12 protein-coding genes are annotated in these 12,992 nt (G+C 73.6%); 6 read left to right on the top strand and 6 right to left on the bottom strand.

The features are described 5' to 3' along the window. The first annotated feature begins 85 nt into the window (after window positions 1-85). Window positions 86-316: a hypothetical protein gene (locus L1885_RS03740; RefSeq protein ID WP_235795512.1), complete on the top strand. Its 231-nt coding sequence runs from the start codon at window positions 86-88 to the stop codon at window positions 314-316. 149 nt (window positions 317-465) lie between these two features. Here the strand turns inward: L1885_RS03740 and L1885_RS03735 are convergent, their stop codons facing one another. The 3 genes from L1885_RS03735 to L1885_RS03725 form a co-directional block, all read right to left on the bottom strand. After that, complete coding sequence (locus L1885_RS03735) at window positions 466-1,095, bottom strand: RBBP9/YdeN family alpha/beta hydrolase (protein WP_235795511.1); 630 nt, start codon at window positions 1,093-1,095, stop codon at window positions 466-468. Window positions 1,096-1,207: 112 nt separating this feature from the next. Further along, window positions 1,208-1,561, bottom strand: coding sequence for a VOC family protein (locus tag L1885_RS03730; protein ID WP_235795510.1), 354 nt, complete (start codon window positions 1,559-1,561; stop codon window positions 1,208-1,210). A gap of 248 nt (window positions 1,562-1,809) precedes the next feature. Next, window positions 1,810-2,535 carry a DUF4232 domain-containing protein gene (locus L1885_RS03725; protein ID WP_235795509.1) on the bottom strand — a complete coding sequence of 242 codons (726 nt, stop codon included), beginning with the start codon at window positions 2,533-2,535 and terminating at the stop codon, window positions 1,810-1,812. 532 nt (window positions 2,536-3,067) lie between these two features. Between L1885_RS03725 and L1885_RS03720 the strand changes: the two genes are divergently transcribed. Beyond that, entirely contained in the window at window positions 3,068-4,138 is a 1,071-nt protein-coding gene (locus tag L1885_RS03720; RefSeq protein ID WP_235795508.1) for a PRC and DUF2382 domain-containing protein, read from the top strand. Window positions 4,139-4,576: 438 nt separating this feature from the next. On the opposite strand, the gene L1885_RS03715 is transcribed toward L1885_RS03720, so the two are convergent. Beyond that, on the bottom strand, window positions 4,577-5,461 hold the full coding sequence (locus tag L1885_RS03715; RefSeq protein WP_235795507.1) for a bifunctional DNA primase/polymerase: 885 nt from the start codon (window positions 5,459-5,461) through the stop codon (window positions 4,577-4,579). A 395-nt stretch (window positions 5,462-5,856) separates the two neighbouring features. On the opposite strand from L1885_RS03715, the gene L1885_RS03710 reads away from it, so the two are divergent. The 4 genes from L1885_RS03710 (at window position 5,857) to L1885_RS03695 (ending at window position 10,179) form a co-directional block, all read left to right on the top strand. Continuing rightward, window positions 5,857-6,168 carry a hypothetical protein gene (locus L1885_RS03710; protein WP_235795506.1) on the top strand — a complete coding sequence of 104 codons (312 nt, stop codon included), beginning with the start codon at window positions 5,857-5,859 and terminating at the stop codon, window positions 6,166-6,168. 662 nt (window positions 6,169-6,830) lie between these two features. Further along, complete coding sequence (locus tag L1885_RS03705; RefSeq protein ID WP_235795505.1) at window positions 6,831-7,385, top strand: SigE family RNA polymerase sigma factor; 555 nt, start codon at window positions 6,831-6,833, stop codon at window positions 7,383-7,385. Between the two features lie 341 nt (window positions 7,386-7,726). Then, window positions 7,727-9,382 carry a long-chain fatty acid--CoA ligase gene (locus tag L1885_RS03700; protein WP_235795504.1) on the top strand — a complete coding sequence of 552 codons (1,656 nt, stop codon included), beginning with the start codon at window positions 7,727-7,729 and terminating at the stop codon, window positions 9,380-9,382. A 371-nt stretch (window positions 9,383-9,753) separates the two neighbouring features. After that, entirely contained in the window at window positions 9,754-10,179 is a 426-nt protein-coding gene (locus tag L1885_RS03695) for a PPOX class F420-dependent oxidoreductase (RefSeq protein WP_235795503.1), read from the top strand. A 127-nt stretch (window positions 10,180-10,306) separates the two neighbouring features. On the opposite strand, the gene L1885_RS03690 is transcribed toward L1885_RS03695, so the two are convergent. Then, a complete protein-coding gene (locus tag L1885_RS03690) occupies window positions 10,307-11,338 on the bottom strand; it encodes an aldo/keto reductase (RefSeq protein ID WP_235795502.1) in 1,032 nt (343 codons plus the stop codon). Between the two features lie 593 nt (window positions 11,339-11,931). Beyond that, window positions 11,932-12,992: response regulator (locus tag L1885_RS03685; protein WP_235795501.1), on the bottom strand; the 1,061-nt coding region annotated here is incomplete at its 5' end.

Genomic DNA, 12,992 nt, shown 5'->3' with positions numbered 1-12,992 from the left:
GTTGACGCGGCAGACGGCCCCCGGTCTGATCGGACGGGCCCCGGGCTCCACCGGGGCGAGCGACAGAGGGAAAACGGGGAGAGTCATGAGGAAGACGCTTGCGGTACTCGCCATGTCGGCGGCCGCGGTCGCCGCAACGCTCGGAGTGACCACGGCGGCGAGCGCGGCCACGCCCATCAAGATCTACCAGCCGCGCTACGGGACCCAGGCGGCCTGCCAGGCGCACCCCATCCATGTGACGGGCGCGGCCTGCAAGTTCATCAGGACGTCCAGCGGGGTCGACCTGCCGACGGGCTGGTACTGGGTCGTCGGCTGAGGGGGCGGCCGGCCGCGCTCCGCGGGGCTGGATCCGGTCGCGCGCGCCGTGCGCCGACGCCTTGGCCCGGTCGTGTGCCTGTCCGCCGGTCAAGCCGATTGCCCGCCCGCGAGCCCCGCCGGACTCGGGCGCGGGGTACGCGGCGATGCCTACGGGTGGGCGGCGTTCGCGGACACGGGAGTGCGTCCGTCCAGGCACCAGGCGAGGGCGGCGGGCCAGGGGCCGTAGCCGTCGGCCGGGGTGATGTGCCCTGCGGCGGGCAGGACGTCGCATTCCAGACCGCGTTCGGCGCTCCAGGCGTGGGGGTCGGCGGGCGCGTACGGGTCGGTCGCCGAGGCGACCACGCGCGGCGGCTGCGCCGACGCGGCGGCGAGGAGCACGGGGTCGACGCGCCCGGGCCCGAACTCCTCGTTGCCGTTGGCCGCCGTGAACGACTGCTCGCCGAGCGGGGACACCAGCAGCACCCGGCTCACGCGCAGGTCGGCGGGGAGTGACTGCGCCGCGCGGAGCCACAGTGCGCAGCCCAGGGAGTGGCACACCACGACGCGCTCGCCGTCGCCGAGTTGGGCCAGCTCCGCGTGCAGGAGATCGACCCACTCGCGCACCGAGGGTTTGTCGGGCGAGGGGAACTGCGGGTAGAGCACCTGCTCGCCGCGTCGGCGCATGGCCTCGGTCAGCCACCACATCCAGTGCCCGCGCGGGCGCCGGTGCTGCACACCGTGGACCATGAGGAAGCGGCGCGAACGCGCAAGCGGGCTGGGCAGGTCCGGCTCGTTCATCTGTCTCCGTCGCCACGGCCGCGGTCGCCGGGTGGCGTCTGAACTCGTCGTGACGGGTAACGGGCGGAGCGCCGGCCGGGCAACGCGCGCGAAGGTGCCGGCGCGGGCGTTCCTACGGCTTGCGCCGGCCGAGGACGCAGAACTCGTTGCCTTCGGGGTCCGCGAGGACGGTCCACGACTGCTCGCCCTGGCCGACGTCGACGCGCTTCGCGCCGTGCGCCTCCAGGCGGGCCACCTCGGCGGCCTGGTCGTCGGGCCTGAAGTCGAGGTGCAGGCGGCTCTTGGCCTTCCTGGGCTCGTCGATCCGCACGAACTCGATTCCCGGCCTGACCTCCGGTGCCGGGCGGATCTCGAACTCGTCGTCGGAGGTGAACACCACGACCCAGCCGAGGGCGTCCGCCCACCACTGACCCAGGGCCGCCGGGTCCTGCGCGTGGACGATTACCTGTTCCCATTCCAAGGCCATCCGCGGAGTCTAGGCCGCCGGGCGACGGCCCTGCCAGCCATAAAAGTGCCCCTTCGAGTGCCCCTCGAAAGGGCCGCCTCGCCCTCCCTCCCCAGGCGCTCCCGCCGCCTTGCGCAGGCGGCCCCGCTCCCCTGCGCGGGCGCGCCCCGCCATGCTCCGCCCTGCTCCGCGATGCGCAGCCTCATCCGTGTCCGCGACGCGCAGTCCCGTCCCCTGTCCCCCGTGCCCTGTACGCGGGGCTCCGGCCGCTACTTGCCCGCACCGACCGGGTCGACGGTGATGGAGGGCGACGAGTCGCTGTCCGCGGGGACGTTGACGCTCTGGGCCAGGGCGTGCGAGTTGGTCTCTCCGGGCGGTGTGACGACGAGGCTGGTGAAGGTGACGCCCGAGCCGCCGCTCTGGTTCGGCGGGTAGTGGAGCACGGCGCGGGCCTCGTTGCCGGGCGCCACGGTGACGTCGGGCGCGGCGACGCCGCTGCGCGCGGCGCTGACCGTTCCGTCGCGGCCCTTGAGGTCGATGCCCGGGAAGCCGTGCATCGTGCAGGACGCGACGCCGGTGTTCTTCATGTTCACGATGATCTCGCCCTCGGCCATGCCGCCGGAGGTGGTGAAGGAGAGGTTCACGGTGCGGCAGGCGCGGGCACCGGACGCGCCCGTACCGGCGCCCGACCCCGTCCCCGTCCCCGTACCCGTACGGGAGGACGTCCCGGCCGCGGAGGAGCCGGATGAGCCGGAGGAACCGGACGAGCCGGAGGAGGCCGACGACCCCGAGGTGCCGGCGCCGGCGGCACCCGGCGCTCCGGACCCCTTCGCCGACCCGCCCGACGTGCCGGGGGCGGCCGAGACGCCCTTGCCGGTGTCCGAGACCCCGGTGCTCGCGTTCGCGGGTGAGACGCCGTTGCCGCCGCAGGCGGTCAGCGTGAGGCCGGCGGCCACGGCGACGAGGGTCAGGGCCGAGATCTTCCGTGCGCGCATGTGCTTCTCCGTGGGTCGGTGGGCCCGCCCGTGCCGGGCAGGTGGTTTCGTCCGGTGCGATCCACCCGGTGTGCGGCCGGTTCACGGCTTTCCGGCGCCGGGACACGCCCGTGACACCGCGGTGGGCCGGCCGTGACGCGCGGAGGCGGCATACGGGTCGATACCGGGAGCATGCGCGGGTACGGGGGAGCCCCTGCCGTCGCGAGTCGGCGAGCGCGCGAGCCCACGAGCGTGTGCCGTCGCGAGTCTGCGAGCGCGTGAGCACGTGCAGCCGCGAGCCGGTGAACCCCTGGGAGGCGATTGCGCAAGTGCGCAAGTCGGCCCATGGCGAGTGGGGGGCTCGGCGTCGGGGGCTGTCCGGCGGGCCGCCCTCACGTGCCCTCGTGCGCTGTCGTTCGCACGCTGTTGACCTGCGGAGATGTCGTTGAAAACGCGTAATGTTCAGATTTCTTGCGATTAATCCTGGTCCGCTGGGTTTTGAGCCGCGATGTGGATACCCGGTACTCGAACCGCGAACCAAGGAGGGAACGCGATGATCACACAGGAACAGATCCCCGCGGTCCTGGACCACCCCGTCTACGATTCGGGCGGGAACAAGATCGGTAGTGCGAAGCACGTCTTCTACGACGACGCCACGGGGAATCCCGAGTGGGTCACCGTGAAGACCGGGATGTTCGGTTCGAGCGAATCGTTCATCCCCATGCACGACGCCAATCTGGTCCAGGATCACCTCGAAGTCCCGTACGGCCGCGACCAGGTCAAGGACGCCCCCAACGTCGACATCGACGCCGGCGGCCACCTCTCCGAGCAGGAGGAGCACCGGCTGTACGAGTACTACGGCATCGACGGGACCGCCGCGCAGGTCCGGCAGCAGGGCGGCAAGGACGCCAAGACCGAGGGCCCCGACGCCAAGGGCGGCATGGCGGCCATGGGCGGCGCGGGCGCGATGGGCGCCGCGGCGGCCGGTCGCCGGGACGCCTCGGCGAGCGGCCGTTCGGCTGCCGCGGACGAGGACAGCGCGATGCGTCAGTCGCGCTCGGCCATGGGCGGCACGGCGTCCGGCAAGGGCCTCGGCAAGGACATGGACGCGCCGGGCACGGCGGGCACGGCACGCGGCTCCATGGACACCAGTGGCAGTGCGGGGAATCTGAGCGGGGGGCTCGGCACCTCCCGCGAGAAGGACCGGGCCGACGACATCGCGATGACCCGTTCCGAGGAGCACATGCACGTCGCCACGGAGCGGCACGAGGCCGGCAAGGCACGGCTCCACAAGTACGTGGTCACGGAGGAGGAGCAGCAGACGATTCCCGTGCGCCACGAGGAAGTCCGGGTCGTGCGCGAGCCCATCACGGACGCCGACCGCGGCTCCGCGATGCGGGGCGCCGAGATCTCGGAGGCGGACCGCGAGGTCACGCTGCACGAGGAGCGCCCGGTCGTGGAGATGCGCACCGAGCCGGTGGAACGCGTCCGGCTGACGACCGAGGAGAAGGTCGAGCAGCAGACCGTGAGCGGCACGGTCCGCAAGGAGCGGATCGAGACCGAGACGGTGGCCGAGGACGGCACGAAGGGCAAGATGGGACGGGGTGACATGCCGAGTCACTGACCCCGGAACGGCGTTCCCGAGGCCCCGGCGGGCCCCGCACGGCACCTGAAGGCGCCCTGAGGCACCGGCTGGTGTCGTGCGGACCCCCGCGGCGCCGCGCCCCGCAGGTGTCCCCGCGGCACCGGCGGCCCGCGCGGTAGCGAGGGTTCCGTGGCCCGTCGGGGTGGACGGTTCCGACGGTCGGTGGCTCCCGGGCCGCCGACCGCCGCCCGTCCCCCAGGAATGCCGTATCCGGCGAACGGGCGCCTTCGGATCGACCGCCGATCGGGACCGCCCCGAGCCGCCTGGCCCCCGTTCGTTCTCCGGCCCACCTCCGCCGGTGAACGGACGGGGACCAGGCGGTTGTTCATGTACGCGTGCTCATGTACGTCTGCTCGTGTACGCGTGCTCATGCCCGCGTGGACCGGCCGGCCGCGTACATGAGCACGCGGTCCCGGTTCAGCGGGTCCGCGTCAGCCGGCGGGCCGAGGCGATGGTGGCCCGGGCCTCGTGCTCGGCCAGCCCGGTGTGCAGGGCCGCCTCGACCAGCGTGTCCGCCAGCAGTTCGCCGAAGCCGTGTTCGTACGCGCGGCACGCGGCCCAGAACAGGCGCGTGTTGCGCTGCCCCTCGTGTGCCGCGAGCACGAAGTGCACGAGCCCCTCGCCCTGCTGCGCCGGGCGGCCCTGGCGCGCGTGGGTGCGGGGCGGGGGTGTGAGGAGGCGCAGCAGGGCGCGCGGGCAGGGGGCCGGGGCCGCGAGATCGGCCGTCCTGGGCGCGAGCCGGTAGGCGCCGCGCGTGGAGACGGAGCCGGGCCCGACCAGGTAGCCGCCGGAACCCCGCACGTCGATGCCGGGCGCGAGCCGGCTCGCGGAGTTCGGCACGACGACGTTCGGGGGCCCGCTCAGCCAGATGTGGCGGCCGCCGCTGGGCGTGAGGACCGTGACGGTCTCCGGCAGCGTGAAGAGGTGCTCGAACGCGATCTGCTGGAGCGCGGCCACGGAGTCGGGGGTCGTGCCCGTGGCGGGCTCGTGGCCGCTGATGTCGAGGTCGATGCCGATGAGGTGGAAGGGGGGCCGCCCGCACGCGATGCCGTACCCGGTGGCCCAGGGGGCCGCGTCGAACAGGGCCCGTACGCCCTCGGGGTCCGTCGTCGCGTCGTACACGCCGTGGCCGGGCAGCCCGCATTCGCCGCGGCACAGGACCGGTTCCGGCTGGCCGCGGTGGGGTGAGCGCAGCGCGGGGAGCTTGGTGGGGGACAGGGGGAAGACGGGCAGTCCGCGCTCGGCAGCGGAGAGCGCGTGCGCGAGCGCCAGTGTGGCGGTGTGCCGGGCGGTGGTGGCCATGGATCCATTTTCGCACAACCGTTCGACAAGGCGGAAGAGTCATTCGATTACGTGTTCGGATTTGCGAGTGACGTCCTGAGGGGCCGCGCACACGCCCGGGTGACGTGCCGAGCGCCTGCCGGAACGGTTCACCTCTTGTCCGGACTGATCCGTCCTGTCCGCAGAGATCTGCATTGCCCGGTTGAAGTCATGAAAGGGGTTTATCGACAAGTCCTCACGCTTGCGAGGGAATCGGCCCCTCCGGACTGGTTCGACGGGGACCGGGTGGGCAATTCTGATCTCGCGACGTCGAGAACACGACCGAGGCGGTCGGCCAACTGCCTTGGGAAAACCCGCATTTCGAGCTGTAGGCAGCTGCGAGCAGCTGCACATCCGGTTCTCTGGAGGAACAAGACATGGCAAGCATCCGTACCGTCCGCGTCATCGCCGCCGTTGCAGCTCTCCCCCTCGCCGCCGCGCTGTTCACGGGGGTCGCCTCGGCCGACAACGGCGCCGGCGCGGACGACGGATCGAACGCGACCGTCGCGACCCTCACGGGGAGCGGCGTGGGCCACAACAACTACGGCAATTCGACCACCACGCAGCAGGTCGCGACCGGTGCCGGCGCGTCGAACCAGAACAACACGGCCAACGTGATCGGCTCGGCCTTCACGGCCATCGACCAGCACAACGAGAACGTCTCCGTGGCCTTCCACCACCTGTGGTGACCAGGCCGCCGGGGGGCCGGTGCGACCGGTGACCGGGCATTGACCGGGACGTCCACCGGGTACTGACCGGTACTGACCGGGTACTGACCGAGCGGTGACAGGCAGCGGTCTGCGCGAAGGGTACGGGAGTGCCCGTCGGGTGCGCGAGCACCCCGCGCAGGCCGCTGTGCGCGTGAGGGGGCGCGGCCGGTGGACGCACCGGCGGCGCCCCGAGCCGGGGGAGAGGGGACTCGCGGGCCGGGCGGCCGGCGCGGATGTGCGCCGGGGGGCGCCGCATCCGGGGCGCCGCCCTGCCCGGCCCCGGCCCGTGCGGCCGGCGCGGATCCTGGACCTGCCTGTTCGGCCGGCACGGATCTGGACCTGCCCGCACGGCCGGCGCGGATTCTGGCCCTGCCCGTGTGGCCGGCGCGGATCCATGACCTGCCCGTACGGTCGGCCCGGGATACCGAACCGGCCCGTATCCACCGGCCGGTACCCCGCCCCGTCCCCCTGCCGGCACCCCCGTCGGACCGGTCCTCCTGCGGGACGACCCTGACGGGCCCGGGCCGCCGCCCTCCACCCACAGGAGGTGGGGTGCGCCGGAGCACTACACCCTGAGGCGGAGGCGTCTTCGGGACCTGGGGGCGATCCCCCCGGACGCCCGCGCTCCTAGCGTGGAGCGCATGACCACGTCTGTCTGCACGAGCGCTTCCAAGGCCGCGAGCCATGGCCACGCGCCGTACGCCTCGTTCTCGTCGTACGTACGGGCGCGGGGGCCCGTACTGCTGCGGACCGCACGCTCCCTGACCGCGAACCCCCTGGACGCGGAGGACCTGCTCCAGACCGCGCTCACCAAGACGTACGTCGCGTGGGAGCGCATCGAGGACCACCGCGCGCTCGACGGGTACGTGCGCCGCGCGCTGGTCAACACCCGCACGTCGCAGTGGCGCAAGCGCAAGGTCGACGAGTTCGCCTGCGAGGAGCTGCCCGAGCCGGGCACCGGGCACGGCAACGACACGGACGTCGCCGAGCACCAGGTGCTGCACGACGCGATGTGGCGGGCGATCCTCCGGCTGCCCGACCGGCAGCGGGCGATGGTCGTCCTCAGGTACTACGAGGACCTCAGCGAGGCGCAGACCGCCGAGGTCCTCGGGGTGTCGGTCGGCACGGTCAAGAGCGCGGTGTCGAGGGCCCTGGCGAAACTCCGCGAGGACCCGGAGCTCGCCCCCGTCCGCTGAGGGGCCGGCACGGACGGGCGCCGGTGCCGCTGCCCGCGGCGCGGCGCGGCCGTGCCCGCTGCCCAACCCCGCCTGCGGTGCCGGGTGCCAGGGCCGGTGCGAGTGGCGGGGCCGGTGCCCACCGCCCGCGGCGCCGGAGCCCGCCGGTCGCCCGCGGCGCCGGACTCCCTCGCTCACGCCGCCGGTTGCCCCTACCGCCGGTAGCACGCGGGCCCGCGTTCCGGGCCGTCTCGGGCGCTTTGCGGCAAGAAGGCTGGTCAGGGGTAGTGACATACCATCCGGTACGTGCGCAGAATCGTCCCGTCGCCACGACGCCGTGACAGCGCCACCGGGAGGACGCCGTGCTGAGCACCATGCAGGACGTACCGCTGACCGTGACCCGCATACTTCGTCACGGTATGACGATCCATGCGAAGTCCCGGATCGTGACATGGACCGGCGGGGGCGAGCCCCGGCGCAGGACGTTCGCACAGGCCGGGGGCCGGGCAGTGCAGCTGGCCGCCGCTCTGCGGGGCGAGTTGGGCGTGACGGACGACGAGCGCGTCGCGACCCTCATGTGGAACAACGCGGAGCACGTGGAGGCCTACCTGGCCGTCCCCGCGATGGGCGCGATCCTGCACACGCTCAACCTGCGGCTCCCCTCGGAGCAGTTGATCTACATCGCCAACCACGCGGAAGACCGCGTGATCATCGTCGACGGTTCGCTGCTGCCGCTCCTCGCACCGCTGCTGCCGCACCTGCCGACGGTCGAGCACGTCGTCGTCAGCGGCCCCGGGGACCGTTCGGTCCTGGAGGAGGCCGACGCGCAGGTCCACGACTACGAGGAGCTGCTCGCCGGGCAGTCGCCCGACTTCGACGCCTTCGACTGGCCCGACCTGGACGAGCGTGCCGCGGCCGCCATGTGCTACACCTCGGGGACCACGGGCGACCCCAAGGGCGTGGTGTTCTCGCACCGTTCGATCTACCTGCACTCCATGCAGGCGAACACGACGGAGGCGCTCGGCCTCACCGAGCGCGACCTGACCCTGGTGGTGGTCCCGCAGTTCCACGTGAACGCCTGGGGCGTGCCGCACGCGACCTTCATGGTCGGCGCCAACATGCTGATGCCGGACCGGTTCCTGCAGCCCGCGCCCCTCGCCGACATGATCGAGCGCGAGCGTCCCACGCACGCGGCCGCCGTCCCCACCATCTGGCAGGGCCTGCTGGCCGAGGTCACCGAGCGGCCCCGCGACCTGTCGTCCATGGCGCGCGTGACCATCGGCGGTTCGGCGTGCCCGCCCGCGCTGATGGAGGCGTACGACAAGCTCGGCGTCCGCCTCCTGCACGCGTGGGGCATGACGGAGACCTCGCCGCTCGGCACGACGTCCGACCCGCCGGGCGGGATCGCCGCCGAGGACGAGTGGCCGTACCGCATCACCCAGGGCCGCTTCCCCATCGGGATCGAGGCCCGGCTCGCGGGCCCGGACGGCTCCATCCTGCCGTGGGACAGCGCGTCGGCCGGCGAACTGGAGGTACGGGGGCCCTGGGTGGCCCGCGCCTACTACGGCGGCAGCGACGGCAAGGAGCTGGCGCCCGAGGACAAGTTCAGCGAGGACGGCTGGCTGCGGACCGGCGACGTCGGCGTGATCAGCCCGGACGGCTACCTGACCCTGACGGACCGCGCGAAGGACGTCATCAAGTCCGGCGGCGAGTGGATCTCCAGCGTCGGACTGGAGAACGCGCTGATGGGCCACCCGGCGGTCGCCGAGGCGGCGGTGGTGGCCGTACCGGACGACAAGTGGGGCGAACGCCCGCTGGCCACCGTCGTGCTGAAGGCCGGCGCGGCGGTCGGCTATCCGGAGCTGCGGGACTTCCTGGCCTCGCGCGTCGCGAAGTGGCAGGTGCCCGAGCGGTGGGCGACGGTGGCCTCGGTGCCGAAGACCAGCGTGGGCAAGTTCGACAAGAAGGTCATCAGGCGGCAGTACGCGAACGGGGAACTGGACGTCACGCGGCTGTAGCGGCGCCGGGCACTGAGCGCCGGACGCGGGTGTCCGACACCGGGTGCCGGGTGCCGGGTGCCGTGTGCCGGGCGCTCGGCGGGTCCGGGCGTCACGTCTGCGAGGACGTCTCGTGCGGACGCGACTCGCGCGCACCGGCGTCCCGCGTGCACGGGCGTCCCACGTACACCGGCGCCCCACGTGCACCGGCGTCCCACGTGCACCGGCGTCCCACGTGCGCGGGCGTCCCACGTGCGCGGGCGTCCCACGTGCGCGGGCGTCCCACGTGCGCGGGCGCCTCGCGCTGCCGGCGGCGCGGCGCGTCTTGCCGTGGCCGCGGGGGAGGGACGAGGATCATCGATCAGGTCCCCCCGCCCTCAAGGAGGCGCCCCGTGAGTGACCCCTGGAGCCTGTTCGGAACGACCGCCACCGGCGTCCTGACCACGCAGAAGCGCGACGGACGTCCCCAGTTGTCGAATGTCGGCTACCTCTGGGATCCCGAACCCCGCATCCTGCTGATCTCGATCACGGACGACCGGGCCAAGACCCGCAATCTGCGCCGCGATCCGCGCGCGAGCTTCTACGTGACGACGCCGACGTTCGGCGCGTACGCGGTGGGGGAGGGCGTGGCAGAACTCGGCGCGGTGGCCCGCCGCCCGGACGACGACGCCGTCGACGCGCTCGTCGCGCACTACCGGGCGCTGCGGGGCGAGCACCCCGACTGGACCGAGTACCGGGAGGCGATGGTCGCCGAGAAGCGGCTGCTGCTGCGGCTGCCGCTGACGCACGCCTACGGCTGGGTGCCGGACGCGGCCTGAGCAGACCCTTCACCGTCCGGCACCCGTCCCCGTTCCCGTCTCCGGGCCCGGAGGGGGCGGGAGTTCGGGGGTTCGGGGCTCGCGCGCCGAGGTCCCGGCGGTCGGCCCCGGCTCCTCGGGCGGCGCGTCAGGCGGCCGCGCGCTCGTCCGCGACCCGGCGCCGCAGCCCGGTGCGGCCGATGGCCGGCGGGTTGTAGGCCATGTCGAGCGTCCCGACATCCGTGCCGGGCGGCACGATCGCGTCGATCCGGTCGAGGACGTCGTCGCTCAGGACGGTCTCGACGCCCGACAGGAGGTCGTCGAGGTGCTCCATGGTGCGCGGCCCGACGAGCGCGGAGCTCACGCCGGGGTGGGCGATCGCGAAGGCCATGGCCAGGTGCGTCGGCGGCAGCCCCGCCTCCTTCGCGAGCGCGAGCAGCTGCTCGACCGCGTCGAGCCTGCTCTCGTCGCGCAGATGGCGGAAACCGAATCCGGCCCGGTGCGTGTCGGCCGTGCGCCCCTTGCGGTACCGGCCCGTGAGCAGGCCGCCCGCCAGCGGGCTGTAGACGAGCACGCCCATGCCGTACCGCTCGGCGACGGGCAGCACCTCGCGTTCGATGCCCCGGTTGAGGATCGAGTACGTCGGCTGCTCGGTGCGGAAGCGCAGCAGGCCCCGCCGCTCCGCCGTCCACTGCGCCTCGACGATGTCCGAGGCGGGGAGGGAGGAGGTGCCGAAGGCCCGGACCTTTCCGGCGCGCACCAGGTCCGTCAGGGCGGCGAGGGTCTCCTCCACGTCGGTGTCCGGGGCGGGGCGGTGGAGCTGGAAGAGGTCCACGTGGTCGGTGCCCAGCCGGCGCAGCGAGTCGTCGAGGGCGCGGACGAGCCAGCGGCGTGATCCGCCCTGGAGATTGGGGTCGTCGCCCATCGGGAGGGCCGCCTTCGTGGCGAGCACGACGTCGTCGCGCCGCCCGCCCTTGAGGGCCTTGCCGACGATCTCCTCGGACTCGCCGCGGGAGTAGGCGTCGGCGGTGTCGATGACGTTGATGCCCGAGTCCAGCGCCCGGTGGATGATGCGGACGGACTCGTCGTGGTCGGGGTTGCCCATGGCGCCGAACATCATCGCGCCCAGTGCGTAGGGGCTGACCTTGATGCCGGTGCGGCCCAGTGTGCGGTACTTCACGGTTCTCCTTGGGGGTGAGGGCCCCGCCTGCGACGGTCCGGGGAGGGCCGCCGCGTCTGGTGCGGCGCGGTGCCCCGGCCGCGCGGCGGCGGATGCCGGGAGGCGCGGCGCGGTGACGCGGTACGGCGGACCGCCGAGGGCACGCAAGCGGAGCGAGGTTCCGATTGAAAGATACGGAACAACGCTCCGATTGACAAGAACTGCAGGTGGAGGGTGGTGCGACAGGGGGAGGGCGGGTGCTGCGGCCCGGGGCGCCGACTGCCTAGGTCGACCCTGGCGAGCCCAGGACCGTCTCCCCCTCCGTGCGCGGGATCGTCCCGCCACGGCCGGGTGCCAGGGGTCAGGGGTCAGGCGCCAGAGGGCCAGACGCCAGGGGTCAGGGGTCAGGGGTCAGGGCGAGGGGCGGGCTGACGGGAGCGGGCGGGCTGGGCGCGGAGCCCGGAGACCGCCGGCCGGGACCGGAGCGGGAGCCGGTGTCGGAGCCGGGGCCAGAACCGGGACCGGAGCCGGCGCAGGGGTCCGGGGCGCGGAGGTGTGCGTACGCGCGCCCGGGAGGCCGACCGGTGTTCCGGCCGGCCCTCGTGCGGGGTCGCTCAGTTCGTGCCGATCTTCGCCAGCAGGTCCACGATGCGGGCCTGCACCTCGTCGCTCGTGGAGCGTTCCGCCAGGAACAGCACCGTCTCGCCCGAGACCAGGCGCGGCAGTTCGGCGGGGTCGATGCCGACGGACGTGTAGACGACCAGCGGCGTGCGGTTCAACTGCCCGTTCGCGCGGAGCCAGTCGATGATCCCGGCGCGCCTGCGCCGTACCTGCATGAGGTCCATGACCACCAGGTTCGGCCGCATCTGCCCGGCGAGCGCGACCGCCTCGTTGTCCTCGGCGGCACGGGCGACCTGCATGCCGCGCCGCTCCAGCGTCGACGTGAGGGCGAGCGCGATCTCCTCGTGCTCCTCGATCAGCAGGACGCGGGGCGGGTGCTGCTCGCTGTCGCGCGGCGCCAGCGCCTTCAGCAGCACGGCGGGATCGGCGCCGTACGCGGCGTCGCGGTTGGCCTGGCCGAGCCCGGCCGTCACGAGGACGGGCACCTCGGCCGCGACGGCCGCCTGGCGCAGCGACTGGAGCGCGGTACGGGTGATGGGACCGGTCAGCGGGTCGACGAACAGGGCCGCCGGGAAGGCGGCGATCTGCGCGTCGACCTCCTCGCGCGAGTGCACGACGACGGGCCGGTAGCCCCGGTCGCTCAGGGCCTGCTGGGTGGAGACGTCGGGGGCGGGCCAGACGAGCAGGCGGCGCGGGTTGTCGAGCGGCTCGGGCGGCAACTCGTCGTCCACCGGGCGCGGCTGCGGGCGGTTGGCCACCTCGACGGCACCGCCGGGACCGTCCAGCGGCTGCGGTCCTTCTGCGCCCTCGTCGGGTGCGTCGATGGCGTACGAGCGGCCCTGCGGGCGCCCGCCGCCGGTGCCGCCGGGGCCGGTGCCGCCCGCGCCGTTGGCCGACGGCGGTGGCATGGGCACCGAGGTGCTCCCCGAGGGGGTGGCCGGTGCGCCGGGCCGCGGTGCGCCGGGCCGGTCGGCGGTGTCGGCGGCCGGTTCCGTGCGGGTGCCGAGCTTGCGCCTGCGGTTCGCCGCGAGGGGGCCGGTGCCCGAGCCGGGCG

It is taken from the genome of Streptomyces fuscigenes (genome assembly GCF_021556455.1).
In the GTDB taxonomy this organism is placed as follows: Bacteria; Actinomycetota; Actinomycetes; order Streptomycetales; family Streptomycetaceae; genus Streptomyces; species Streptomyces fuscigenes.
Note: the sequence above shows the minus strand (reverse complement) of the source record. Positions and strands in the feature narration are given on the sequence as shown.

What these genes read in the sequence shown, in the direction of transcription:
- L1885_RS03740 (WP_235795512.1), top strand. Translation starts at nt 86, where the DNA reads ATGAGGAAGACGCTTGCGGTACTCGCCATGTCGGCGGCCGCGGTCGCC.
- L1885_RS03735 (WP_235795511.1), bottom strand. Translation starts at nt 1,095, where the DNA reads ATGAACGAGCCGGACCTGCCCAGCCCGCTTGCGCGTTCGCGCCGCTTC.
- L1885_RS03730 (WP_235795510.1), bottom strand. Translation starts at nt 1,561, where the DNA reads ATGGCCTTGGAATGGGAACAGGTAATCGTCCACGCGCAGGACCCGGCG.
- L1885_RS03725 (WP_235795509.1), bottom strand. Translation starts at nt 2,535, where the DNA reads ATGCGCGCACGGAAGATCTCGGCCCTGACCCTCGTCGCCGTGGCCGCC.
- L1885_RS03720 (WP_235795508.1), top strand. Translation starts at nt 3,068, where the DNA reads ATGATCACACAGGAACAGATCCCCGCGGTCCTGGACCACCCCGTCTAC.
- L1885_RS03715 (WP_235795507.1), bottom strand. Translation starts at nt 5,461, where the DNA reads ATGGCCACCACCGCCCGGCACACCGCCACACTGGCGCTCGCGCACGCG.
- L1885_RS03710 (WP_235795506.1), top strand. Translation starts at nt 5,857, where the DNA reads ATGGCAAGCATCCGTACCGTCCGCGTCATCGCCGCCGTTGCAGCTCTC.
- L1885_RS03705 (WP_235795505.1), top strand. Translation starts at nt 6,831, where the DNA reads ATGACCACGTCTGTCTGCACGAGCGCTTCCAAGGCCGCGAGCCATGGC.